Source organism: Streptomyces sp. NPDC048696 (genome assembly GCF_043198895.1).
GTDB lineage: Bacteria > Actinomycetota > Actinomycetes > Streptomycetales > Streptomycetaceae > Streptomyces.
Genome location: NZ_JBICVJ010000008.1, coordinates 49,339 through 75,015, shown reverse-complemented (window position 1 = coordinate 75,015; position 25,677 = coordinate 49,339). Strand labels below are relative to the sequence as shown.

17 protein-coding genes are annotated in these 25,677 nt (G+C 72.5%); 9 read left to right on the top strand and 8 right to left on the bottom strand.

Annotated elements, in window-relative coordinates; translation table 11 throughout:
* Positions 1-3 precede the first annotated feature (3 nt).
* From ACGFRG_RS18415 to ACGFRG_RS18400, 4 genes are all read right to left on the bottom strand, one after another.
* Positions 4-2,070, bottom strand: a complete 2,067-nt coding sequence (locus ACGFRG_RS18415; protein ID WP_393265044.1) for a glycoside hydrolase — start codon at positions 2,068-2,070, stop codon at positions 4-6.
* 68 nt (positions 2,071-2,138) lie between these two features.
* Positions 2,139-2,960 carry an endonuclease/exonuclease/phosphatase family protein gene (locus ACGFRG_RS18410; RefSeq protein WP_393265041.1) on the bottom strand — a complete coding sequence of 274 codons (822 nt, stop codon included), beginning with the start codon at positions 2,958-2,960 and terminating at the stop codon, positions 2,139-2,141.
* 157 nt (positions 2,961-3,117) lie between these two features.
* Positions 3,118-4,875, bottom strand: a complete 1,758-nt coding sequence (locus ACGFRG_RS18405; RefSeq protein ID WP_393265593.1) for a S8 family serine peptidase — start codon at positions 4,873-4,875, stop codon at positions 3,118-3,120.
* Between the two features lie 180 nt (positions 4,876-5,055).
* Positions 5,056-5,466 (bottom strand): cupin domain-containing protein, encoded by a 411-nt coding sequence (locus tag ACGFRG_RS18400; protein WP_361421749.1) that lies wholly within the window; start codon positions 5,464-5,466, stop codon positions 5,056-5,058.
* Between the two features lie 52 nt (positions 5,467-5,518).
* Between ACGFRG_RS18400 and ACGFRG_RS18395 the strand changes: the two genes are divergently transcribed.
* The 3 genes from ACGFRG_RS18395 (at position 5,519) to ACGFRG_RS18385 (ending at position 10,061) form a co-directional block, all read left to right on the top strand.
* Entirely contained in the window at positions 5,519-6,547 is a 1,029-nt protein-coding gene (locus tag ACGFRG_RS18395; protein ID WP_393265037.1) for a GlxA family transcriptional regulator, read from the top strand.
* A gap of 137 nt (positions 6,548-6,684) precedes the next feature.
* Positions 6,685-7,791, top strand: coding sequence for an acyltransferase family protein (locus ACGFRG_RS18390; protein WP_393265035.1), 1,107 nt, complete (start codon positions 6,685-6,687; stop codon positions 7,789-7,791).
* Positions 7,792-7,991: 200 nt separating this feature from the next.
* Positions 7,992-10,061, top strand: coding sequence for a PIG-L family deacetylase (locus tag ACGFRG_RS18385; protein ID WP_393265032.1), 2,070 nt, complete (start codon positions 7,992-7,994; stop codon positions 10,059-10,061).
* A 23-nt stretch (positions 10,062-10,084) separates the two neighbouring features.
* Here the strand turns inward: ACGFRG_RS18385 and ACGFRG_RS18380 are convergent, their stop codons facing one another.
* Positions 10,085-11,299 carry an MFS transporter gene (locus ACGFRG_RS18380; RefSeq protein WP_393265030.1) on the bottom strand — a complete coding sequence of 405 codons (1,215 nt, stop codon included), beginning with the start codon at positions 11,297-11,299 and terminating at the stop codon, positions 10,085-10,087.
* A 214-nt stretch (positions 11,300-11,513) separates the two neighbouring features.
* On the opposite strand from ACGFRG_RS18380, the gene ACGFRG_RS18375 reads away from it, so the two are divergent.
* On the top strand, positions 11,514-12,590 hold the full coding sequence (locus ACGFRG_RS18375) for a hypothetical protein (protein WP_393265027.1): 1,077 nt from the start codon (positions 11,514-11,516) through the stop codon (positions 12,588-12,590).
* A 37-nt stretch (positions 12,591-12,627) separates the two neighbouring features.
* Here the strand turns inward: ACGFRG_RS18375 and ACGFRG_RS18370 are convergent, their stop codons facing one another.
* Together ACGFRG_RS18370 and ACGFRG_RS18365 are read right to left on the bottom strand one after the other, a co-directional pair.
* Positions 12,628-14,124: an alpha/beta hydrolase gene (locus ACGFRG_RS18370; protein WP_393265024.1), complete on the bottom strand. Its 1,497-nt coding sequence runs from the start codon at positions 14,122-14,124 to the stop codon at positions 12,628-12,630.
* Positions 14,125-14,215: 91 nt separating this feature from the next.
* Positions 14,216-14,809, bottom strand: coding sequence for a hypothetical protein (locus tag ACGFRG_RS18365; protein ID WP_361421729.1), 594 nt, complete (start codon positions 14,807-14,809; stop codon positions 14,216-14,218).
* A gap of 219 nt (positions 14,810-15,028) precedes the next feature.
* On the opposite strand from ACGFRG_RS18365, the gene ACGFRG_RS18360 reads away from it, so the two are divergent.
* Together ACGFRG_RS18360 and ACGFRG_RS18355 are read left to right on the top strand one after the other, a co-directional pair.
* A complete protein-coding gene (locus ACGFRG_RS18360; RefSeq protein WP_393265021.1) occupies positions 15,029-16,411 on the top strand; it encodes an amidase in 1,383 nt (460 codons plus the stop codon).
* 198 nt (positions 16,412-16,609) lie between these two features.
* Positions 16,610-18,016, top strand: a complete 1,407-nt coding sequence (locus ACGFRG_RS18355) for a hypothetical protein (RefSeq protein WP_393265019.1) — start codon at positions 16,610-16,612, stop codon at positions 18,014-18,016.
* 62 nt (positions 18,017-18,078) lie between these two features.
* On the opposite strand, the gene ACGFRG_RS18350 is transcribed toward ACGFRG_RS18355, so the two are convergent.
* A complete protein-coding gene (locus ACGFRG_RS18350; RefSeq protein ID WP_393265016.1) occupies positions 18,079-18,405 on the bottom strand; it encodes a cupin domain-containing protein in 327 nt (108 codons plus the stop codon).
* Positions 18,406-18,476: 71 nt separating this feature from the next.
* On the opposite strand from ACGFRG_RS18350, the gene ACGFRG_RS18345 reads away from it, so the two are divergent.
* The 3 genes from ACGFRG_RS18345 (at position 18,477) to ACGFRG_RS18335 (ending at position 25,657) form a co-directional block, all read left to right on the top strand.
* Complete coding sequence (locus tag ACGFRG_RS18345; protein ID WP_393265014.1) at positions 18,477-19,451, top strand: GlxA family transcriptional regulator; 975 nt, start codon at positions 18,477-18,479, stop codon at positions 19,449-19,451.
* Positions 19,452-19,546: 95 nt separating this feature from the next.
* Positions 19,547-22,927 (top strand): patatin-like protein, encoded by a 3,381-nt coding sequence (locus ACGFRG_RS18340; RefSeq protein ID WP_393265011.1) that lies wholly within the window; start codon positions 19,547-19,549, stop codon positions 22,925-22,927.
* Positions 22,928-23,047: 120 nt separating this feature from the next.
* Positions 23,048-25,657 carry a SpoIIE family protein phosphatase gene (locus ACGFRG_RS18335; RefSeq protein WP_393265008.1) on the top strand — a complete coding sequence of 870 codons (2,610 nt, stop codon included), beginning with the start codon at positions 23,048-23,050 and terminating at the stop codon, positions 25,655-25,657.
* The last annotated feature ends 20 nt before the right edge of the window (positions 25,658-25,677 follow it).

Here is a 25,677-nt window from a genome sequence, read left to right as displayed (position 1 = left end):
AGCCTACTTCCGCGGCCCCGCCCCGATGACCTTCGCCGGGCACAGCAGCCGCGGCTTCTTGTCCCCCTTCAGCTTCGCGCTCACGCATCCGCCGGGCAGACCGTCGTGGGCGGTCGTGCCGAAGTTGGCGGTGACGGTCAGCGCGCCCTCACCGAAGACCGTGCGCTGCACACCGCGGTCACCCGTCAGCCAGGCGAACGACGTGAGCCGCTCGGTGCCCGCCTTCTCGTGGAGCGGGGCGAAGTACTTCTGCAGCGCGGCGAGTTCGGGCGCGTCCTGCAGAATCGTCGGCCCGTCCAGGACGTAGTTCAGCGGCACGTTGTACAGCATCGCCAGCAGCGCCCGGGTGGTCTTCTGCTGCGGCAGCTTGCCGAAGGACAGCTCCCAGCGTTCGACGTTGACGAGCGAGCCGTGCAGGGCGGTCTCGTACAGCGGGATGCGGTACTTCGGGTCGTACATCTCCTTGGCCAGGTCGGCGGGGAGGTCGACGGGCTTGAAGAACGTCTTCGGCGCCTTCTCCGGGGCGTAGCCGCCCCACGTCTCCTTGTCGCGCTCCAGCTTCCAGAGCCCGTTGGCGACGGGAGTGGCCGAGCCGTGGTCGAAGTCGACGACTCCGTTCGCCCAGGAGACGGCGGACTCCGAACCCAGGACGAGGCCGCCGTCCTGGAGGCGCTTCATCCGGGCGAGGCGGTTGGCCCGGTCCTGGGCCATCGTCATCCTGTGGCCGGGGGCGTAGTCGCGGAACAGGTCGCCCGCCGAGTCCACGTCCAGGAAGTAGCTGTCGGAGCCGTTGGCCACCATCGCGCGGGTGCGGGCGGCGAGATACCCCTTGGTGGGCTCGGACTGCTCGAACGCCTGGGTGCTGAGGTAGCAGCCCCGGTTCCCGAAGCCGGTCTCCGGCTTGCCCTTGGCGTCGATCACGCAGTAGTCCGGGTAGACGGTGTCGGGCCACGCCGAGTTCGGGGAGTCGGCGGTGGCGCGGTCCTGGCCGTTGGCGAACGAGTCGTACGGGCCGACGAGGTAGCCGTCCTTCTTCGCGGCGCTCACCGCGTCGGCGCCCATCGGGTCGTTGCCGGGGTCGTAGCCGAGCCACATCCGGCTCACCCCGAGTCGGCGCAGCGCCTCGACACCCTGCGGCTTGCGGGCGTCGCCCCACAGATAGGCGTGGAAGGCTCCGAGCAGTCTTCCGGTGGCCGGGTTCTTCTTGATCTTCTCACGCAGGCTGCCGAGTTCACCGTGCTCGGCGAGCCAGTCGCGGTAGTCGACGGCAGGGGCCACCGGGTTGCCGTCGGTGAGCTTGAACGTGACGGTGTACGAGCGGGTGCCGGCCCCGGCGTCGAAGGTGTGGGTGGCCGTGTTGCGCAGCCGCCCGTGGTCGGAGACGAACCGCAGCGATGTGCCGATGTCGGTGGGGACGAGATAGCTGGCGCCGTGCCGGCCGTACGTATACCCCCACAGCGGCATGCTCAGCGCGCCGGAGCCCAGGTCGATCGGATCGCCGGTGAGCCCACGGTCGGGCGCGTTCCAGAACGCGTCCTCAACCGGTATGTCCAGGCCCTCGCCGCGCGGCAGTTGGAGGTCCGAGGCCGACCGGTCCGCGCCGGTGACCGGCCACCGCACCTCGCCGTCGCGCTGCGCCCGCATGCTCACCTTCAACCGCCCGTGGTCCGAGACGGCCGTGACGGTCAGCCCCTTGTCGGGGTAGATCCAGCGGGCTCCCCCATGGACGTCGGTGACGGGACCCGGCTTGCCGAGTCCGGTGGCGGAGGGGGCGGACAGCTCCAGGTCGCCACCCGACGCCGGATGCGCCCGTACGCCGAGGGAGGCGATGTCGACGACGGCCGTGCCGCCCTCGACGGCGACGGTCAGCTTGCCGTCCCGGACCGAGTGGGCGGGGTTGCCGTCCGTCGGAGCCGAGGTCGCCTCGGCTCCGACGGCGGTGCTGCAACCCGTGATCGCGGTGAGGGCCAGCAGAGCGGCGAACCCGCGTACGGCGGCGCGCCGTCGGGCGCGGTCGTGGTTGTGGTGGTCGCTGTGATCGTGGTCGTGGAGTGCGGAGTCGGATCTCATGGGTCGTGAATAGTCGTGCGCTCTAAGAGAGTTCTAAGAGCGGTACGCGTACGGGTGGTTCCGGCGGCTCAGGGCAGGGAGATCTCGGCCCGCACCGGCAGGTGGTCGGAGGCGTCGCCGTCGAGGACGTCGGCGCTCCGCGCGCCGATCCCGCGCGAGGTGAGGACGTAGTCGATGCGCTTGCGCGGGTTGTTGACGTCGAACGTGTAGCCGTCGCCGTCGCCGACCGCACGCCACTGGTCGGTCAGGCGCTTGGTGAGCGCGGTGACCTCGCGGGTCTCCGGGGTGGCGTTGAGGTCCCCGACCAGCACCGTGGGGCGGCCGGATTCATCGATCACCTTGTCGATCGCGTCCGCCTGCGCCAGCCGCTCGGTCTGCGAGGTGTGCTCCAGATGGGTGTTCAGCATGCGCACGGTGGTGCCGCGCACATTGATGTCGGCCGCCAGCAGCCCGCGTTGCTCGCCCTGCCTCGGCCTGGGCAGGAGGGTGTTGTGCGCGTCGAGGACGGGGAAGCGGGACAGGATGGCGGTGCCGTACTGACGGCGGGAGCCACCGGACCGGGTCGGGTCCTCGTTGAGGTTGGCCCCGTAGGCCAGGTGCATCCCGAGGCGGTCGGCGAGCCAGCTCGCCTGGTCGACGAAGTCGCTGCGTGCGGAGAAGTGCCGGTCGACCTCCTGGAGCCCGACGATGTCGGCGCCGCTGTCCTTGATGACGCGCGCGATGCGGTCGAGGTCGAGGCTGTCGTCGGCCCCCGCGCCGTGGTGGATGTTGTAGGTGAGAACGGTCAGCGACTGGCTCGCGGCCGCTGCCGCCGGGGACATCGGTGCGGCGGCCAGGGAGAGCAGCGTCAAAGCTGTGGCCAGTGAGGATCTGGCGAGCGCACGAATCATGCTCTCTAACTCCCCACTAATCGGGTGAGATTGACAAAAACCATCCGATTGGATGGAATTTATCGGCCTGGTGCCGAAGGCGGACCGGGCACCACGACAGGACAGGCCCTCGGACGGCGGTTGTTCCACCGCCCGAGAGCCCCTCGTCGGTACGGACTCAGAACGTGAGGTTCCAGGAGTCGATCCGGCCGGTGTCCCCGTCGGCGTTGTCGGTCACCCGCAGCTTCCAGGTGCCGTTGGCCGGCTGGGCGGACGCGTCGACGGTGTACACCTGGTTGATGTCGGCCGTGCCGCCACCGGTGTGGTTGTGCAGGTTGTACACCGTGCCGTCGGGGGCGACGAGGTCGACCGCCAGGTCACCGATGTAGGTGTGCTTGATGGCCACGCCCACCTTCAGCGCGGCCGGTGCGTTGCCGCTGACGCCGCTGACCGTGATGGGGCTCTCGACGGTGGTGTTGTCGTCGATGGCGACGTCGGTCTGGTTCTCGAAGTACCTGCCCGCAGGCGGCGTGGCGCCGACCGCCTTGAGCGCGTCGACCTGGCCCTCGCCGAAGAAGCTGTTGTTCGCGGTGGTACCGGTGCACCGGCTGTCCGACGGGCAGGCCACGTCGTTGGCGCCGGTGGCCAGCTTCTCGCGGATCTGCGCCGGGGTGATGCCGGGGTTGGCGCTCGCGATGAGCGCGGCCACGCCCACGACGTGCGGCGAGGCCATCGACGTACCGCTCTTGGTGCCGTACTTGCCGCCCGGCAGCGTGGAGTAGACACCGCTCGCACCGTCGCCGCCCGGGGCCGCGATGTCGATGACGCCGTCGCCGAAGTTGGAGTACGACGCCTTCACATTGCCGCTGCCCATGGCCGCGACCGTGACGACGCCCGGCAGCTCGGTGGGGATGTCGAGGCAGGCGTTGGTGATACGGCGGGTGGTCCGGGTCGAGTCGTTGGGGCTCGCGGTGTCCGTGGTCTTGTGCGCGAGGTCGTAGTCGGCGTTGCCCGCGGCGGCGACCTGGAGGGAGCCCTTGCCCTCCGCGTACTCCTGGGCCCGGCGCACGCCCTCGATGATGGCGGCCTGGTCGGCGTCGTCGGGGCAGTTGAACTGCCAGGGGTCGGTGTAGTAGCTGTTGTTGGTGACCTTGAAGCCGTGGTCACCGGCCCAGACCAGACCGCAGATCGTGTTCTCGGCGTAGAACAGGGTGGAGCCCGGCTCCGCGAGGCGGACCGAGGCGATCTTCACGCCCGGCGCCACGCCGACGACGCCCTTGCCGTTCTTCGCGGCCGCGATGGTGCCCGCGACATGGGTGCCGTGGCTGTCCACGTCCCGCCACGCGCCGGTACGGGTGTCGGGCCTGCCGTAGGCGCAGGACACCGAGTCGGCCGCGTCGAAGTTGGGCGCGAGGTCCTGGTGCTGGTCGTCCACGCCGGTGTCCAGGATGCCGACCTTCACCGAGGGGGAGCCGGGGTTGACGGACCAGGCCTTGTCGGCGTTGATCTGGCTCATGTCCCAGCGCACCGGCTCGCCCGCCGGGGTGGTGGACTGGGCCGGGTTGGCGGGCAGCGCCGGGTTGTCGGCGTCGGCCGGTACATCGGCGGTGCGGGTGGCGCCGACCTGCTGCACTCCGGCGACGCCGCGCAGGGTGGTGGCGAAGGTGGCGGAGGCCGAGTGGGCGACGATCACGCCGATCGCGTCGAAGTACGAGAAGACCGTGCCGCCGTTGGCGGTGACCGCCGAGCGCACCGCCGAGCTGTCACCGGGGGCGGTGATGACCAGGTAGGCACGGGTGCCGGCCACCACGGCCGCGTTCCGGCCGGTGACCGGGGCGGCAGCCGCGTGCCTGGACGGCGACGGGACGACGGGCTGGGTGCTCGCGAGCGCCGGAGCCGCGAACGTCAGCGCGGCACCGGCCGCCGCTGCCGCGATGAGGGCACGTCGGGGGCGTCTGAATATGTGGGGTATCAATGCGTCCTCCGATGACCCGGCGGCTGCTGGCACCTACCGGGTCGTACGAAACGAGTGGTGGACGCAAGATGTCAGACGATCACCAGGGGAGGGAAGTCCCTTTCGCTGTACGGACGTTGCCCGGGGGTTCGTGAGGTCTGCTCAGAGGGCGTGTCCGGTCGTCGCGTCCACATGGCCGGGGACCTCGTCGTGGCGGTCGCCCACCGACAGCGTGCCGCTCGGCTCGAACATGAGGATCGAGGCACCGCCGGGCGCGGACGGCTTGTGCTCGGTGCCGCGCGGGACGGTGAAGACCGAGCCGGTGGGCAGGGTGACCGATCGCTCCCCGGCGGGCTCGCGCAGGGCGATGCTCAACTCCCCGTCGAGCACCAGGAAGAACTCGTCGGTGTGCTCGTGGACATGCCAGATGTGGTCGCCCTCGACCTTGGCGACGCGTACGTCGTAGTCGTTGACGCGGGTGACGATGCGGGGGCTCCACAGGGCGTCGAAGGAGGCCAGGGCCTGCTCCAGCGCGATGGGGGCACTGCTCTCGGTGTCGTTCTCGTCGCTCATGGGCTCATCCTCGGCCGTGGCGCGGCGCCGCCACGAGTGCTAGAAATCGCACATGCCGCAAGATTCCTCTCAGGGCACGGCCGGTCGCCCCTCCGGTCCGCCGTCGCGCACCCACCGCGTGGTCGTGATCGTCGACGAGAACTCCAACCCCTTCGAACTCGGCTGTGTGACGGAGGTGTTCGGGCTGCGCCGACCCGAACTGGGCCGCGACCTCTATGACTTCACCCTGTGCTCGCCCGAGCCGCGGACCGTGATGCGCGACGGGTTCTTCACCCTCACCGGTGTCGCGCCGCTCGACGCGGCCGACACGGCGGACACCCTGATCGTGCCCAACCGGCCGGACACCGATGTGCCGCGCCGCCCGGCCGTCCTCGATGCCATCCGGCGGGCGCACGCGCGGGGCACGCGGCTGGTGGGGATGTGCAGTGGCGCCTTCACACTGGCCGAGGCCGGGGTGCTCGACGGGCGCCGGGCCACCGCGCACTGGCAGTGGGCCGACTCCTTCCGGGCCCGCTTCCCCTCGGTCGAGCTCCAGCCGGACGTCCTGTTCGTCGACGACGGCGACATCCTCACCGCGGCGGGCAGTGCGGCCGCGCTCGACCTGGGGCTGCATCTGGTCCGCCGCGACCACGGCGCCGAGGTGGCCAACGCGGTGAGCCGGCGCCTCGTCTTCGCCGCGCACCGGGACGGCGGCCAGCGCCAGTTCGTGGAGCGGCCCGTCCCCGACGTGCCGGACGAGTCCCTGGCGCCGGTGCTGTCCTGGGCCCAGGAGCGGCTCGGCGAACCCCTCACGGTGGTCGACCTCGCGGCCCGCGCGGCTGTGAGCCCCGCCACCCTGCACCGCCGCTTCCGCCTCCAGCTCGGTACCACCCCGCTGGCCTGGCTCACCGGCGAGCGCGTGGCTCTCGCGTGCCGTCTCATCGAGCGCGGCGAGCAGCGCCTGGACGCCGTCGCCCGGCGCAGCGGCCTGGGCACCGCCGCGAATCTGCGGGCCCGGCTGCGCCGTGAGACGGGGCTCAGCCCGTCCGCGTACCGGCGGCGTTTCGGGCCGGGCGGCGAGCCCCCGACACGCCGTCCATGATCATTGTTGTGAGGCTCCTGTGGTAAGTCATATGATCCGGCCAATGTGCCGAGGGCCCTCCTGACCACGGGCTGCCTCATCAGGCACAGCTTCATCAACCCGGTGGCGGGGACACCACCGTAGGGGGACACCACAGGATGCTCGATTCGACGCGCGCTGCGCTCATATCGACGACGCAGCGGCCGGAGCCCGTCTCTCCACCCGAGGCCACCCGTCCCCCACGCATCTACGCGCTCGACGGGCTGCGGCTGTTCGCCGCGCTCACCGTGGTGCTCTACCACTACACGGCACTCGGCGGCGCCTGGCCCACCGATGTGAAGGTGCTCTTCCCCTGGCTCTTCCCGGTGACCTCCTACGGCTGGCTGGGGGTCCAGCTCTTCTTCCTGATCAGCGGCTTCGTCATCTGTATGAGCTGCTGGGACAAGCCGCTCAAGCACTTCTTCGTCTCGCGCGTGGTGCGCCTCTACCCGGCGTACTGGTTCGGGGTCCTGGCCACCACCATCACCGTCGCGTCGATACCCGGAGGGGCGAGCCCCATCCCGTGGAACGACGTGATCACCAACCTCACCATGCTGCAGGAACCGCTGGGGGTGCGGCACGTCGACGGGGTCTACTGGACGCTCTTCGCCGAGCTGCGCTTCTACCTGCTGTTCGCCGTCGTCGCCTGGCGGGGACTCACGTACCGCAGAGTGCTCGCGTTCTGCTGCGTCTGGGCCGTGGCCAGCGCGTTCTTCGCCAAGACAGCGGAGGGCAGCCCCGTGCAACTGCTGATCATGCCGGACAGCAGCTGGTACTTCATCGCGGGCGTCGCGTTCTATCTGATGTACCGGTTCCGCCCCAACCTCATGCTGACCGGCATCGTCCTGGTGTGCTTCTGCTCCAGCCTCCCCTTCGCCCTCCGTACCTGGGCGAACACCGAGAAGTACATGGGGCACAACGTCCAGTCCTGGCCGGTCATCGTCTTCGTCGCCGCCTACTTCGCCATCATGGCGCTCGTCGCCACCGGCAAGCTCTCCGGCATCACCTGGCGCTGGCTCCCCTACGCGGGCGCCCTCACCTACCCGCTGTACCTGCTGCACGAGAACATCGGGCGTGAGATCTTCAGCGCGCTCTCGCCGCAGGTACCGCCGTATGTGCTGCTCTGCTCGGTGATCGTCACCATGCTGGGCGCCGCCTGGCTGGTGCACCGCTATGTCGAGCGCCCGCTTGGCCGCCGCCTCAAGCAGGGCCTCGCCCAGCTCTGACCCACTGACCACCGGCCGGAGAAACCCCACACTCTCCGGCCGGATCGCCGCGGAGTCCCCGTCGAGGTGTACTCCGCACTCCTCATCACCCATCTCAGCACCACACGCAGGAGCGTGCGACCTCCTGTGCGTCCGCTGCGCTCCCGTCCGAAGGACCGACCGCCCCACCGATCGGAGCTCAGGAAAGGCCACTACCGACCATGCGTCTTCTCAAGCGCTTCACCACTCCCTCGCTGCCCCAGCCCCGACAGCCCGAGACCGCCGCGCCGCATCTGCAGATCTGCGCGCATACGGACGACGACCTGTACTTCATGACGCCGGACCTGCTGCAGTCCCTGCAATCGGGGGTGGACGTGGTCAGTGTGTATCTGACCACCGGCGAGGCCGACGGCATCAACCTCCCCACCGACGACCCGGGCCGCAAGACCGCCGTCGCCGACTTCGCGGGATACACCGCAGCGCGCCAGCACGGCATCCGCGCCGCGTACGCCGCCATGGTCACGGGGAACCGGCGCGCCGAGTGGCAGCGCTCGACGATGAAGGTCCACGACGGCGTCAGCGTCGAGATCAGCACGCTCGGCGACGGCCGGGTCACCCTGATCTTCCTCAACCTGCGCACCGGCCACGGCACCAACGGCGAGAGCATCCTGGGCCTGTGGCGCGGGCTCAACGCGCGCCTGGACACCCTGCGGCCCACCGGCAGCCCCATCCCCGCCAAGAGCGACGGCCGGGCGATGACGCGCGACGGGGTCATCGACACGCTCACCGACGTCCTCCGGACGTACGCGCCCAGCGTCGTGCGCGTCATGAACCCCGACCCGGAGCGCACCGGCGTCAACAAGGAGACCGGCGCGATCACCTACGCCGACAACTCCGACCACACCGCCGCCGCGTTCTTCGCCCTGGCCGCCCTTGAGGCGTACGAGAAGACCAAGCCGGTGTGCCCGCCCGCCGTCGAGAGCTACCTCGGCTACTGCAACAAGCTCCGCCCCAACAACCTCAGCGCCCAGGAAGCCGCCCGCAAGTTCTCCTACCTCGCGGTGTACGGCGGCGAGGACGGCCACGAGTGCCGCGAGGCCCCGGGCATGTGCGGCGACCGTGTGCTGGGCAACCGCTCCTACAACCGCTTCTACGGACAGAGCACCAGCTACCGCTGGCAGCCCAGCACCAGTTGGCTCCAGCAGCGCTCCGACGGCCGCCTGACCGCCTTCGCGGTGCTCGGTGGCCGACCGGTGATGTGGACCCAGGACCGGCCGGGCGGCACGACCTGGTCGGGACCCGAGCCGCTCGGGCAGTGGCCCCGGGGCGAGGGCCGCTGCCTGGCCCGGCTCGACGCGGTGCGCGACGCGGGCGGCCGCATCCACGTCATCGCGGTGCGCGCCACGGTCGGCGCCACGCCCGAGCAGCACCAGCGCGACCTGCTGCACGTCGTCCAGGACTCCGTCACCGGCGAGTTCGGCACCTGGACCGACCTCAAGAGCCCGTACGGCACGTCGGCGGAGCACGAGCCGCGCCGCCGCGCGCTCGGCATGCCCGTGGTGGCCGCCACCGACAAGGGCATCCAGGTCGTGATCCGCAACTTCGGCACCGGGCTGAGCTCGCGGGTGTACACCCCGAGCGGCTGGGAGCCGTGGGGAGACCTCCAGGGCGGGGCGCTGGAGGGCGCGGCCGCCGTCACGCGCGGCGACGGGGCCGTCGAGCTCTACGCCACCAGCAGGATGATCGGCATGGGCATGCTGCGCTGGTACCAGCAGACGCCCAGCGGCCCGTTCCAGCGTGACTACGGCACGCAGCTGGCGCGGCCCGCGGCGCCGGTGACGCTGATGGAGCAGTCGGACGGCCGCCTGATGATGGTCTCGCGCCAGCCCGGGACCGGCTGGGTGCTGGTCAACCGTCAGCGCGAGGCGGGCGGAAGCTGGGACACCCAGCCCGAGATCGCCGACACCACCCCCGGGTTCGGCCCGCTCGCCCATGTGCGGCTCCCCGGCGGCGAGGCCGCCCTGATCCAGCGCACCGACGACAGCGGTCTGAGTCTCTCGCTCCAGCCGCTGGACGGCAGTCCGGTCCGCCAGCGGTGGATCCCGCTGGGCGGCGGTCCGCTGGTGCACGCCCCCTCGGCCGCCCTTGACGCCGAGGGCCGCGTGGTCGTCGCGATCCTGGACACCCAGGCCCGGCTCAGCACCCTCACGCTGGACCCGGCCGACGGGTTCGAGCCCGGGGGCACGGGCTGGTCGGTCCACTCCGGCGCCGGAGTGCCGACCGTCTCGTAGCGCCTCGGATCGCGTCGCCGTCCTCATCGGGGACGGCGTCGCCCGCCCGGGGCCACGGCCGTCGTCGCTAGCGCGGCGGCGGCCGCCACCGACCCGCCCAGCAGCATGACAGCCGAGGGTGTGGCCCGGTCGACGACCACCCCGCCGGTCAGCGCGCCCATCGACATCGTCGCCTGGAACGAGGCGGTGAACAGCACCCCGGCCGCCTCCGGGGCACGCGGCGCCGAGACGGCGAACCAGGTCTGCGACGAGACGGGCACGGCCCCGTAGCCGAGGCCCCACACGATCAGCAGCAGCACGGCTCCCACGGCCGAACCGCCCAGCACGGGCAGCAGCAGCGCGGCCAGGGCGACCAGCGCCGCCGCGCCGCCGAAGCCGGCCCGCGGACGGCTGGTCGCCACCGCGCCGCCCAGGAAGTTGCCGGCGATGCCCGCGGCTCCGTACACCAGCAGCAGACCCGTGACCGCGCCCGGGCTGGCGTGGGTGACCTGCTCCAGGAACGGCGTCACATACGTATACGCGCCGAACTGGGCGAGGACGGTCAGGAAAGTGACGAGCAGCGCCGCCCGGGTGCCGGTGGTGCGCAGCAGGGAGCGGAGTACGGCGGGACGGACGGCCGTCACGGCGGGCAGCGGCACAAGCACCACCATCAGCGCCGCGAACACCGCCGCCGAGACACCTCCCATAAGGGCGAAGGAGGTCCGCCATCCGAACTCGTCCCCCACCAGGGTGCCGACCGGCACACCGAGGACGGATCCCAGCGGAACGGCCGCGAAGACCACGGCGGTTGCCCGCCCGACCGACTCCGCTGCCACCAGACGCTCGGCGAGCCCGGCCGCTATCGACCAGAAGCCGCCGATGGTGACCCCGACGAGCACCCGCGAGACGACCACCAGCGAGTAGACCGGCGCGGCCGCCGCCAGGAAGTCCGCCACGGCGAGCAGCAGCATCAGCGCACACAGCATCAGACGGCGGTCGACGCGCGCGGTCGCCAGGGTGACGGCGGGCGCGGCCAGCGCGGCGAGGATCCCCGGCGTCGTCATCATCAGTCCCGCCGTACCGTCCGAGACGCCGAAGTCGGCCCCGATCGGGGTCAGCAGCCCGATCGGCAGGATCTCGGTGGTGACGATCGAGAAGAGGCCCGCCGTCACCGACAGCACCGCGAGCCACCCGCTCAGGGGCGGCCGCCGCGCGGCGCGGCCCTCGGAGGTCGAAGGCGTGGTGGTGGCTGTGCTCATGTGGTCCCGTCCCATGGCTGGTGGTCCGCCGGTCTTCGTCCCGACAGTCCAGCAGCCGACCTGGGGCCGGGTCCGGCAGCTTTCCGACGTCATGATGCGGCCGTGGCGGATGGCGCAACCCGAGCAGTCACGGAGAGGCGTTCACCGCCGTCTGCGGTCGGGGGGCGGATAGTGGACGCCATCTGTACGCCTTGCGTCCGTCGGAGGAGCGGTCATGGCATGTCGTCCCACGATCCGCGAGAACCAGCCATCAGCCGTCGGACGGCGTTCCCTGCTCCTGGGCGCCGCCGCGTGGTGCGCCTGCGCCGCCGGTTGCTCGACGAGCACGAAGACGTCGTCGCCCACCGGCTCCCCGTCCACTACCGGCTCTCCGTCCACCGCCGTTTCCCCGTCCGCCGCCGGTCCGCCCACGGCGTCCGGCTCCACGGCGAGCGCGGGCTCGGGCGCGACGCTGCCGCCCGCCGTTCCCTGGCGGCCGGGCGCGAGCGAGGTCGAGCCCGCGGCGAAGGTCGCCGCCGTCCGGCTGATCGAGGCCCTCGGCACCTGGCCGACCGGGCAGGGCGGACCGGACAGGGCGGCCGCCCGGGCCGCCGCGCTGGGCATCCCCGCGCGGCTCGCCGACGCACTCGCCGCCCAGGCCGGGCCGCTGACCCCGGCGGCGGACGCGGCGGTCGTCCGGGTGATCGACGCCCAGTACGGCGGGATCCTCGCCGACTCCGCGAGTGTCCTGGTCGTCTGCGCGCAGAGCACCCGGGCGGGCGCGGCCGTCCACGACGACGGCACCACCGTCGACGTCCGGCTCAGCCGCACCTCCACCGGCTGGGGTGTCACCTCCCTGCACCCCGCGGACCCTGGGCCGCCGGCCGCGCTCGGTGCCTCGGCGCGGGCGGTGCTCGCCCGGTCGCGGATCGAGCTGCCGCCCGCCTCGGCCGCGGACATCCGCAGCGGCCAGGTGCACGAGAGCGTGCTGAGCGCGATGCTCGCGCTCGCGGGCGACTACCGGGTGTCGGTCAGCGTCGTACGGTCGGGGCACCCGCTGAACGTGTTCGGGACGAACCGGCCGAGCGACCATCCGCTCGGCCGGGCCTTCGACGTCTGGCGCATCGACGGCCACCCGGTCGTCGATCCGGCGACCTCGCGCGGCCTGATCACCGCGTTCATGCGGGCGGCCGCCGCCGCGGGCTCGTACAACGTGGGCGGCCCTGTGCAGCTCACCGGCGGCGCGACGGCCAACCAGTACTTCTCCGACGCCACCCACCACGACCACGTGCACATCGGCTTCACCGGCTGACGGGCGCGGGGTCAACCGTCCCTGTGCGGGTGCCGGTTCAGCTCGGACAGACGGAGTCCTCCGGACGCTGGCCCGTGGTCAGGAACGTGGTGACCGTGCGGTCGGCGCACGGGTTGCCGTTGGCCAGATACACCTCGTGGCCGCCGTGGTCGACGGTGACCATACGGGCCCGGTCGCCCAGGGCCCGACGCAGGTTCAGGGCGCCGGAGTACGGCGACGCCGGGTCCCTCCGGTTCTGGACCAGCAGCACATTGGACGGGCCGTCGGCGGTGATCCGCGCGGGCTTCTCGGCGGGCGCGTCCTGCCAGAACGTGCAGGGCGTGACGTTGACCGGCATCCCCGCCGTGAGCGGATGCCGGACGCGGTCGGCGGCGACCGCCTGCTCGTAGGAGGAGACCCGCGTCGGCCAGCCGACGTCGTTGCAGACGACCCCGAACATGACCGCCACGTCCTGGTCGTCGAGCGGCCCGGCGAGCGGCCCGGGCAGGACCGGCGTCGTCTTCGGGTCCTGGGCCTGTTTGACGAGCCGCGCCATCATCGGGAAGGAGTCGTCGCTCATCAGGGCCAACTGGAGGGCCTGGCGCAGCATGTTGCCGGTGAGCGGAACGCCCGCCGTGGTCGTCTGCCTCGGTGCGGCGTCGAGCTTCGCCGCCAGGCCGAGGACCAACGGCCTGACGTCCTCGGCACGTTCGGCCAGCCGCAGCCCCTTGGCCTCCCGCGCGGGGTCGGACGCCCAGGCGGCGAAGTCGGGGAACCGGTCGTCGGTCCCCTGCCCCGCGTTGGCCAGCCAGCCGCGCCCGACGCGGCTCGGGTTCGGGTCGTCGTTGCTGTCCAGCACCCAGCGGTCGGTGTGCTGCGGGTACAGCTGCGCGTATACGGCTCCGGCATACGTTCCGTACGAGACGCCCCACGCCGAGAGTTTGTCCTCGCCGAGGGCCTGCCGGAACAGGTCGATGTCGCGGGCCTCGTTCAGGGTGGTGAAGCTGCGCAGCGTCGCGCCGCCGTTGCGGTGACAGGCCTCGGCTATGCGGCGGGACCTGGCGGTGTTCTCGCTGATGTCACCGCCCGGACCCGGCCAGGAGCGGAGATTGACCAACCTCCGGTCGTCCGGCGTGAGTTCACAGCTCGCTCTGGTGCTGCCGCCCGTCCCGCGCGGGTCGAGGCCGACGATGTCGTACGCGCCCGCCATCTCCTTGCGCAGCGCGTCTCCTTTCTCCTTCAGCAACCCCACCCCGGACCCGCCGGGGCCGCCGGGGATCGCGAGCAGCACCCCGCGCCGCTTGTCGGGGTTCTCGCTGCGCAGCCGGGTCACGGCGAGGGTGAGGGACGGCCCGTCCGGGTCGCGGTAGTCGAGCGGCACGGGCAGCTGGGCGCACTCCTGTCCGGCCGGGCCGCAGGACGTCCAGTCGAGCGTGGGCACCTCGGGGCCGCCCGTCCCCGCGTGGGCCGCCGGGGCGACGGTGGCGGTCAGGGCCGTCGCGACGGCCGCCGCGGAGAGGGCGACGGCGAGGCTTCTGTTGCGGTAAGTGGTCATGGGACAAGGGTGGTTGAGCCCGTTCCAAGATCCCATACGGCAGGCATGACGGCCTCGGTGGGGTTAACCCCCGAGCCGGTCCGGGGGCCGCTCAGCGGACGGTCTGGTCCCCGTCCGGTACGTCCTCGACGCTCACCGCGCCACGGGGCTGGCCGAGTTGCCCGGCCACCGCGCGCGCCAGGCCGTCGAAGTCCCGCCCCTGCGGAACCGGGACCGCCTCCCCGTCCCCGTAACTCTCGATCGCCCGGGTGAAGTAGCCGGGGTTCCAGGCCCCGACGGCGCCCCGGACCTCGACGGCCCGCACCGCGCGTCCTGCCACGGCCTTCCGTACGGCGGGCAGGATCTCGTCCGACCGGAGCTCGCCCGGCACCTGGAACAGGCTCGCGTGCGCACCCACCAGACCGCCGCCGCGCAGCCGCACGGTCACGGTCAGACAGCTGGTGACGGAGGGATACGTGATCACACCTCCCCGGGCCACCTCCTTGACCTGCCCCTCGGTGATCGTGGCGGCGGCCGGTGCCGGGTGCTGTGCCCGGGCGACGGGCCACGCGTGCGCGGGTTCGACGGCGACGGCGGCCAGCACGGGCAGCGCCACCGCGAGCACCAGCGCCCGCGCCCGGACATGGCCCCGAAGGGTCCGGCGGATTCGGTCGGCCGACAGGTGTGACGACAGGCGTGACGACAAGAAAGCTCCCAGGGAGGGGTGGTTGGTGTACCCGCCCATTGTCGTACGCGGCACCGAGGGTGCTCGGGGCGCCCTGATCCGGCCGGGTCGGCGCAGGGGTCGGCGGTGAAGATCCACGCGGTATCGACACGGCACACCCGCGTCGTACACAGTGGCCTCCAACCATCCGTGGCACCCGCCACATCTGTCGTGGCGAACCAGCAGCGCGAGGGAGCCAACGTGACCGTTTGGGCAGGCCGGACCGCCACCGAGATCGCCGACGCGGTGCGCCGCAAGGAGGTCACACCCCGGGAGGTGGTCGCCGAGCACCTGGCCAGGATCGCCGCCCAGAACGCCCGGGTCGGTGCGTTCCGGGTGGTGCGCGCCGCCGCCGCGCCGGCGGAGGCGGACGCGGTCGGCGCCCGCGCGGACCTGGCCGAACTGCCGCTCGCGGGCGTGCCCGTGGCGGTCAAGGACAATCTGCCGGTACGCGGTGAGTCGACCCGTAACGGCTCGGCGGCCACCCCGACCGCGCCCGCGGCCGACGACCACGAGACCGTCGCCCGGCTGCGGGCCGCGGGCGCGGTGGTGGTGGGCCTGACCCATGTACCGGAGCTGTGTGTCTTCGGCACCACCGACGGGGTCCACGGCATCGCGCGCAACCCATGGGATCCCTCGCGTACGGCGGGCGGCTCGTCCGGGGGCGGTGCCGCGGCGGTCGCGGCGGGCCTGGTGCCGATCGCACTCGGCAACGACGGCATGGGCTCCCTGCGGATCCCGGCCGCCCACTGCGGTCTGATCGGCCTGAAGCCCGGCAGCGGGCGCGTCCCGGCCCCACTCGGCGACGCCTGGTTCGGGATGTCGGAGAACGGCCCGCTGGCGACGACGGCGGCCGACGCCCGGCTGATGTTCTCGGTGCTGGCGGGCGAGCCGGTGGCGGCTGAGTCCGTGGCGGGCGAGCCGGTGGCGGAGTCCGTGGCTGCCGGGGCCAACCGACGCCTCAAGATCGCCTTTTCGACGCGCAGCCCCATCGCGGGCGTGCCCGTCACCAAGCCGTACGCGGCGCTCGCCCGGCAGGCCGGGCGACTGCTCGCCGGGGCGGGGCACCGACTGGCCACCGCCCACCCGCCCTATCCGCTGTCCTTCGGCGCGGTCGTCCTCGCCCGCTGGACCGGCGGCACGGCGCAGGACGCCGAAGGGCTCGACCCCCGGCTGCTCACCCGCCGCACCCGCCGGCACGCGGCGATCGGCCGGGCCGCCGAACGGCTCGGCATGCTGCGCCCGGACCACCGGGCCGCGCTGAACGCCCGGCTGGATCCGTTCTTCGAGGAGTACGACGTCCTGCTCACCCCCGCGCTGGCCCGCCGGGGCCCGGCGGCGCGGGCCTGGCACGAGCGCGGCTGGCTGGCCAACGTCGCGGTCAACACCTTGTGTTCACCGATGACCCCGCCGTGGAACCTCTCCGGCCGCCCGGCGCTGGCGATGCCGTTCGGGTCGCTGCCGACGGGGCTGCCCGGCGCCGTCCAGCTCGTCGGGCGCCCCGGATCCGAGCATCAGCTCCTCGACCTCGCCGCCCAGTTGGAACGGCTCAACCCCTGGCAGCGCACGGCAGCGGGCGGCTGAGCGGGACCGTCACACCATGCACACCGACGCCTCACACGCGGGGCGCGCACACCCTGCGTAAATGAAGCTTCAACCTTCGGCAACGGAGGGCGAGTTGGCGGCTGTCTCGATGTGACGGCCGCCTGGCGTACATGGCATGATCACCTTTCCGTTACTTGCGAGTAACGCCCCTCCCCTCGATGTGAAAGTCACCCCTACGTGCGCATCCTCACCAGACGCCTCCTCGTCCCCGGTCTGACCGCGCTGGCGCTCGCCGCCACCGGCTGTTCCTCCTCGTCGCACACCGGCGCGGCCGCACCGGCCGGCGCCACCACCACCGCATCGGCCGACGACACCCAGCAGCTCGACGTTGCCGCCGCGCCGCTGGAGTCGTCCGCGCCGACCTCCATAGCCCGCACCCGCTCGGGCAAGGGCCAGCCGGAGAAGTCCACCCTGAAGGTCGCCTCCTACGACCAGGCGAAGCAACGGGCCGTCATATCCTCGGCGCCGCAGCGCCGCACCGGATCGCCCAGCCACTCCCCCAGTCACTCCCCCGCGCCCGACAAGCCCGTCGCGGTCGGCGACATCATCGCCAGCGCACCGGCCCCGGGCGCCCCCAACGGCCTGCTCGCGAAGGTCACCGAAGTCGTCGGCAAGACCGAGCACGGCACCGAGGTGAAGACCGCCTCCACGACCCTGGCCTCCGTCCTCAAGGAGGACAAGGCCGACGGCAAGGTCCCCGTCGACCCGTCGTCGGTCACCGTGGTGCCCCTGATGAAGGGCGTCAACTTCTCCTGGGCCAAGGGCGACGGTCTGCACTTCGGCCCGAACGGCGCGAAGCTGCCGCTCGGCAATCTGCGCCTGGACGTCAACGCCGCGGTGGACACCGCCAAGGACGCCCCCGCCTCCGCCGGCGCCTCGGTCTCCGGCTTCGTGCAGCTCGCCCCCGAGGTGGAGTTCTCCTACGACGGCAGCAAGAGCGGCGGGTTCGGCCCGAGCTCCGCGTTCCTCGGCATGAGCGGCAAGTGGTCCTCGCAGTGGGCGCTCCAGGGCCGCGCCGCGGCGAGCACCGGCGCCCCCAAGCGCATCCCGTTCGCCAAGCTGCACAGCGCGCCGGTCATCCAGGTCGGCCCGGTGCCCGTCGTCGTCAACCTCGATCTGACCTGCTACGTCCAGGTCGAGGCCGACGGCAAGGTCACGCTCGACGTCCAGCAGGACGTCAAGGGCGACTTCCGGGTCGGCGGTAGCTACGCGGCCGGCAAGGGCTGGTCCCCCGTCAGCACCTCGGCGGTGCACAGCACCCCCGTGACGGCGAGCGTCACGGCCGCCGGGCGCGTCAAGGGCGCACTCGGCGCGGAGGCGTCGGTCGGTCTGTACGGCGCGGTCGGCGTCAGCGCCGACTTCGCCCCGTATCTGCGCGGTGAGGCCGACGCCAAGGCCACCGCGTCCAGCGACGGCAAGACCTCGGTGTCCGGCGCCTGGGCGCTGTACGGCGGCTTCGACCTCAGCGGTCAACTCCACTTCCAGCTCTCGCTGTTCGGGACGCCGGTGATCGAGCGCCGCATCCCGCTGGGCGCCCTCAACCGCGAGTGGCCGCTGGCGAGCGGCCACGCCGCACGCCAGTAACCCGCACGGCCGAGTGGGCCGGAGGCACGGTGCCTCCGGCCCACTCGTGTGTTCAGGCGTACTCAGAGCACCGTGATGCCGAGCATCCGCGCCCCGCTCTCACTGCGCGGCCGGTGCCGGCTGCCGGGCGCGAACACCACATAGGTGCCCGCCCCATGGCGCTCCTCGCCCTCGATCACCTCCCCGCTGAGCACGTAGTAGCGCTCCTCGGTGGTGTGGAAGTCGACCTCCGGCCACTCGCTGCCCGGCTCGAAGTCGACCAGCCAGCCGCGCGCGTGGCCGGTCCTGCCGACCCTGCGCTGCACGATCCCCGGGGCGATGACGACGGCCTCCGCGTCCTCGATCCGCTCGACGCTCTTCAACGGTCCTGTTTCGGTGATCTCGCTCATGGGGTCCACTGTGATCGAGCCGGGGCTCGCATCGCAGAGTCCAGAATGACATCCTCGGGTACATTCTCGCCATGGACCGTCATCGTGTCGTGGCTCTGGTCAACGCGCCCCAGTCACCGTTCGAACTCGCCTGCGCCGCCGATGTCTTCGCCACCGTGCGGCCGGGAGTGCCCGCCCACTACGCGTTCCAGGTGTGCACCGAGCGCCCCGGGCCGCTGCCGACCACCGTCGGCTACACCATGCTCGTCGACGCCGGTCTCGGCGCCCTGGAACAGGCGGACACCGTGGTCGTGCCCGGCTGGCAGCCGACCGGGGCCGAGGTGTCGCCGGCCATCCTGGACGCGCTGCGGGCCGCCCACCGGCGCGGCGCCCGGGTCGTCTCCATCTGCACCGGCGCGTTCGTGCTCGCCCGGGCCGGACTGCTCGACGGCCGCCGCGCCACCACCCACTGGAGCCGCACCGCCAAGCTCGCCGCCGACTTCCCGGCGGTGGACGTGGCGAGCGATGTGCTCTACGTCGACCACGGCGACGTGGCGACCAGCGCCGGGAGCGGCGCGGGCATCGACCTGTGTCTGCACCTCGTACGCTCCGACCACGGCTCGGCGCACGCCGCCGAGATCGCCCGCAGCATGGTCCTCCCACCGCACCGCGAGGGCAGCCAACTCCAGTACGCCGTGCGGCCCACGCCCGCCAGGACCGCCGACGAGTCACTGGCACCGCTCCTCGACTGGGCCACCACCCAACTGCACACCCCGCTCACCCTCGACCGGCTCGCGGAGCGCGCCAAGCTGTCCGGCCGCACCCTGGCCCGGCGCTTCACCGAACAGCTGGGCACCAGCCCGGGCCAGTGGCTCCTGCGTCAACGCCTTGACGCGGCCCGGGTCCTGCTGGAGCAGACCGATCTGCCCGTCGAGGCCATCGCCACCCGCGTGGGCCTCGCCTCGGCCGTCAACCTCCGCCGACGCTTCCGCGCCGCTCTCGGCACCACGCCCGGCGCCTACCGCCGCACCTTCGGCGAAAGGGGTGAGCGGGCGGAAAGAAAGTGAGGGCCGCTGCGCCGTGGCGGGATGCCGCGAGTGCCGCGTTTGCGGGAGCCTGACCGTTCTGCGCAGCGAGAGCAGTCCCGCCCCAGAGGAGCACCATGGATGTCACGCCGGTCAACGGGCGCACCCAGGAGATCCGTATCGCCACCGCCATGACCGGAGGCGTGAGTCTGGCCATCTGGATGGGCGGTGTCGCACGCGAGCTGAATCTGCTGCAACAGGCGGCCTGGCGCCGCCATCCACCGGCGAACGGTGACTTCGTAGCCGACCTCGGCGAACCGTCCGACCCCCAGGGCAGGGTGCGGGACCTCTACGTACGTCTGCTGGATCTGCTCGACACCACGGTCAGCATCGATGTGCTGTCCGGCACGAGTGCGGGGGGAATCAACGGTGTGCTGCTCGGCCTCGCCCGGGTCAACGCCTTCGACCTCGGCCCGCTGCGGGAGTTCTGGCTCACGTCCGGCGCCTTCGAGACGCTGCTGCGCGACCCGAAGGAGCAGAATCCGCCGTCGCTGCTGCGGGGCGACGGGGTCCTGTTCAAAAAACTCCTCAACGGCCTCGAAAGGCTTGAGCCGACGGAAGTCCTGTACCGCCCGCCGACGAGCGTGCTGGAACCGGATCCACCGACCGATGTCTTCGTCACCACCACCCTGCTCACCGGGGAGACGAGCCGCTTCACGGACGCGTTCGGGACACTGGTCCAGGACGTGGATCACCACGGTCTCTTCGCGTTCGACGAGAAGCAGCTCAAGGGGGCCGCGGCCTTCGGCCCGGTGTCGCTCGCGGCGCGGTGCAGCGCCTCGTATCCCCTCGCCTTCGAGCCCGCGTTCGTGCCGTTCGAGAAGGAGATCCTCGCCGTGCCCGCGAAGGGGATCCTGCGCCACCCGGGCATGAAGCCGTACACGGACATCACCCGCGACCACTGGGTGGCCGACGGCGGTCTGCTCGCGAACCGGCCCATCGGCCCGCTGCTCCAGGCCGTCTTCGACCGTCCGGCCGAACGCCAGGTCAGACGGGTGCTGCTGTACGTCGTCCCGTCGCCCGGCCAGGCACCGGACCCGCGCCGGGCACCTGCGCTCCGGGAGTCGTTCGACGCGCCCTGGACACTCGGCGAGGCGCTGCTCAAGGACCTCGGCAGTGTGCTGAACCAGAGCATCAGCGCCGATCTCAAGGCCCTGCGCCGGCACAACGACCGGGTGGACTCGCTGCGCGACACCCGGCTGCGGATGGCCGAGCTCGGGACACGGCTGGCCGACTGCGAGCCGCCGTCCGAGGAGTTGCCCGGCTATCGCCTGCTCACCCGGACCATGCTGGCCGACTATCGCGTCCGCGAGGCCACCTGGCTGGTCGAGCCCGTGCTGGCGGCGCTGATGCGTGCGGTGACGACGATGCCCGAGGAGCGGATGCCAGGCGGCTGGCGCACGGCACTGGCGCCCGGGCGCAGCGCCGAGGAGGAGTGCCGGACGGCGGCCGCGTCGGCGATCGCCGCCGAGTGGGAACTGCCCGATCGCAGCGGCCTGGACGGACTGGTGAAGTTCGGGCGCCCGGCGTACGACGGCGCCAAGGCCACGGTCCTCGCGATGCTCCAAGCGGCATACGTCTGCGACCCCGGCAGGTGGACCGCACTGGGTGCGCTGAACAAGCAGGTGCACGAGGCGTTCATCGCGGGCGAGCGGCCCCGCGTCGACAAACTCGTCGAGAACGAGCTGAAGGGCTTCGCCGGGGACGACGGGGACCAGCGCACCCTTCCCGAGCTCGCCGAGTCGCTGGCGGTCCAGTACGCGGGGTTGCTGGCGACACCGGCACCATCCGCTCCCGCGCCCCGCTCTCTTGAGGACGGCTGGCAGGACTTGTCGGACGTGGTGAACCAACTGCGCGGGTACGCGCGGAGCGGTGGCGCGCCGGTCGGCGCCGATGCCTTCCCACCGCAATCCATGGACCAGCGGCGGCAGAACGCCGCGGCGGAACTCGCCACCTACGTCCACTTCCTCTCGGGCGGCATCGACCCCTACGACGCCGACCACGCCATCGCCTTCCGCCTCTTCGAACTCCACGTGGCCACCCGCTCCGTACTCCCCGTCAATCTGACGGTGGAGCAACCGGTCGAGCTCATCCAGGTCAGCGCGGACACCCGCGGTGTGCTCACCCCACGGCGTGCCACCGCCGCCTCCAAGCTCACCGGGCTGCAGCTGTTCCACTTCGGGGCGTTCTACAAGTCGTCCTGGCGGGCGAACGACTGGGCCTGGGGACGCCTGGACGGCGCGGGCTGGATCGTCCATCTGCTGCTCGACCCACGGCGCGTCCAGGCACTCGCCGAGTTCCACGCCCCCACGGGCACGGTCCCGCGCAGCCAGTGGTTCTACGAGCGGCTGCGCGACGAAGTCCTCGACGGTACGGAGCCGCGGGGTTGGCCCGTCGAAGCGGCCGGGGAGGCCGCCGTCCGGCTGGATCGCGAAGCCGTCATCGCGGAGCTGGGCTTCCTCGACGACCCCGCCGCCGCCATGCCGACCTGTCTTCCGCTCACCGCGATGTGGGCGGCGTACAGCTGGCAGCGGTGGATCGCGGCGGAGGAACTGCCGGTCGTCGCCCGCCATGTGCTCAGCACTCCGTCAACTCGCCACTCCCCATGGGCCGTTGACGTACTGGAGACGGCCGGGCAGTCGGACAGGGCGGTGGCCGCGGCGCAGGCGGCGGCGTCGGCGGTGCTGACCCGCAAGTGGAGCCCGGAGCAGAACAAGCTCATCGCGGCCGCCCTCGCCACCTCGGCGGCCGAGACGCGGCCCGTGGCGACCGCGGCGACGGCGGACGCCATCGCCGCACGCCTCGCCGACTGCCCGGTCCCCGACGAGACGTTCGCCGACGAGCTGGGCGAGCCCCTGTTCACCCGTACCGTCACCAAGGCGTTCGCCACCGCGATGGCCACGGCGACCGCGGTGAAGAAGGCCCCGGCGTCGGTCCAACCGTTGCTCACGTCCGCGCGCACGGTGGCGATGACCGGCTACCGCGCGTCCGGCCTGTTCGGCGGCGCGCCACGGGCGCTGACGCTCACCGGGCTCGTCTGCGTCGCGATCGGCGTCGCCGCCATGATCCTCGGGGCGCGGGTGCTGAGCCTGGGCGGCGCGGTGATCACGGCCATCGGCGTGTATCTGATCGCGCTCGCCGCCTGGGGGCTGAGCCGGCGCCTCGTACCGGCCCTGGTGGGGCTGCTGGTCGTCGCACTCGTCGCCGCGATGAGTGTCCGGCGCAAGTCGCTCTTCGGGACCGGTGCCTGCAAGGCGAAGTGCACGGGCGCCGACATCGGCTGGGTCGGCCGCCATACGCTCCCCTGGCTCCAGTCCGCGTGGTGGCATCCGCTGGTGGCACTCATCGCGCTCGGCGTGGCGGGTCTGCTGCTCAGCGGGGGCATCGGCAGGGCCGTACGAGCCCTGCGGCACCGGCCGGATCGGGACCCCGGCGGCCCGGTCCCGGCACGGCAGTAATCGAACATACGATCCATTGAGGCCGGGCGGCACGGCACGGCGCCGAAGTGCGGGCCTGCGGCGCCGGGGCGCATTCTTGCTGTATCACCTACCGCGCGGCACGCGGACGAGGGCAGACCGATGACTGGAAGCGCCGAGAGCCGGCACCGGGCGCCTGAACGGCTCGCCACCCTGCTCACCGGGGCCGTGGCGGAGTCGATGCGTGCGGTCGGCGGCCATGTGGGCGGTGCGTATCTGCGGTCCAGCACGCCCGGGCTGCTCCGGCTCGCCGTGCTCGCCGGGCTGCCCGGACCGCTGTTCCGGCCGTGGTGGCGGATGCACATGGACCGGCCGTTCCCGGTGGCCGACGCCCACCGCCTCGGCGTGGAGATCCAGCTGGCCGACCCGACGGAGACGATGCGCCGCTATCCGCAGCTCGCGGCCGGTCTGCCGTTCCGGTTCGGTTCGGTGTACGTGCCCGTGGTGGGCGCGTCGACGCCGTACGGGGTCCTCGCGGTGCTGCGGCCCGCGATGCCGGACGCGACGGCCGCGAAGCTCGACCGCGACCGCCTGACCGAGGCGGCGCAGGGCCTGGGCGCCGCGCTCCTGGAGCTGGAGGAGGACGGGCCGCGGGTCGTGTGGGACGGCGAGCCGCTGAGCGTACGGCCACCGGCCGACCACACCCCGCCGGGCGCCGTCGGGCGGTTCTCCTGGGACCTGGCGGCAGGCACGGTGACGGCCGACGACACCCTGTCCGCCCTGCTCGGCACCGCGCCCGCACGCTTCACCGGCACGCCCGAGGCACTGGCCGCCTCGGTGGCACCGCACGACGCCCACGAGCTCATCGCTGCGCTGCGCGAGACGGCCGAGACCGGTCAGGCGCCACCCCAGCCGCTGCGGGTGCGCGCCGACGACGGCGGAATGCGCCTGCTGGAGATCTCCAGGCCGGGCGGCGCGTCGCCGGAGGAGGCCCGCCTCAGCGGCATCGTGGTCGACATGGGCGGGGGCGCGGCGGGCGACGGCGCCGCCGACCTGCTGCCCGAGGGCGTCTTCACGCTCGACCGCCTCGGTCTGATCAGCTACGTCAACCCGCGCGCCGCCGAACTGCTCGGGCGGCCCCGCGCGGAACTGCTCGGCCGCCCGCTGTGGCAGGCCGTGCCGTGGCTGGACCGGCCCGCCTACGAGGACCATCTGCGCGGCGCGCTGCTCTCGCGGGACCCGGTCCACTTCCGGGTCAGGCGACCCCGGCCGGACGGCGAGCAATCGGACACCGGGTACGACAGCTGGCTGTCCCTTTCGGCCTACCCGGGGCCGGACGGCCTGACGTTCACGGCGGTCCCGCTGGGGCACGACGCGGACACGGTGGGCGCCGCCGACGCCGGCCCGGCGGCCGCAGCCGGACCGGTGGACGCCGCGGCGGACCAGGCGGCGGTCGGCCCGCTGCCACCGGCCGCGCTCGCGTCCCTGGCGGACCCGGCGGACACCGCGACCGCTCCCGAAGCGGTGGCGAACGCGACCGCGCCGCTGTACCCGCCGCTCTTCCTCGCCATCGCGCTGAGCGAGGCGGTCACGGCCCGGCAGGTGTCCGCCGTGGTCATGCGGGAGCTGCTGCCCGCGTTCGGCGGCCGCCGGCTCGCCATCTATCTGCTCCATGAGCGCCGCCTCTACCTGGCCTGGGAGACCGGTTTCCCGCAGGGGTTCCTGGACCCCTTCGACGGAGTGGGCCTGGACGTCCGGCTCCCCGGCGTCGAGACGCTGACCAGCGGCCGCCCCCTGTTCTTCGAGTCCATGCAGCAGCTGGCGGCCGCCTACCCCGGCATCGCCCTCGACGCCGAGCAGGGCGCCCGCGCGTTCCTGCCGCTGATCGCCTCCGGCCGGCCGGTCGGCTCCTGCATCCTCGGCTTCGATCTGCCCCGTACGTTCAGCGCGCAGGAGCGCACGGTGCTCACCGCGCTCGCCGGGCTGATCGCCCAGGCCCTGGAGCGGGCGCAGCGCCACGACACCGAGGCGGCCCTCGCCCGGGGGCTCCAGGCGGCCCTGCTCCCCCACCGCCTTCCGGCGCACCCGCAGGTGGAGACGGCGGCCCGGTATCTGCCCGGCACCCAGGGGATGGACGTGGGCGGCGACTGGTACGACGTGATCGAGGCGGGCGAAGGGCTCGCCCTGGTCATCGGCGACGTCCAGGGGCACGGCGTCCAGGCCGCCGCCACCATGGGTCAACTGCGCAGCGCGGTACGGGCGTTCGCGCTCGGCGGGCACTCCCCGCAGGAAGTGATGAGCGGGACGAACCGGCTGCTCATCGACCTCGACCCGGGCCAGTTCGCCAGCTGCTGCTACATCCGGCTCGACCCGGACACCGGAGCGGCCCAGGCCGCCCGCGCCGGGCACCCGCAGCCGCTGCTGCGCCACCCCGACGGCGCCGCCGAGGTCCTGGACCTGCCCGGCGGCGTGGTGCTCGGCGTGGACCCGACGGCCGTGTACCCGGTGACGGAGCTGCGCCTTGAGCCGGGCGCGGTCCTCGCCCTGTACACCGACGGTCTGGTCGAGAACCCCGGCACCGACATCGACACGGGGATCGAACGGCTCCGCGCGGCCCTGGCCCAGGCCGCCGCCCCCACCCGCCGGGGCGGCGCCTCCCTGACCGGCACGGCGGACCTGCTGATCGAGCTGGCGCGCCAGACGACGGACCGCCCGGACGACATCGCCCTGCTGCTCACCACGCGCCGCGCGACGCCGTCGACCCCGTCGTAGGCCAGGGCTCAGACCAGCCC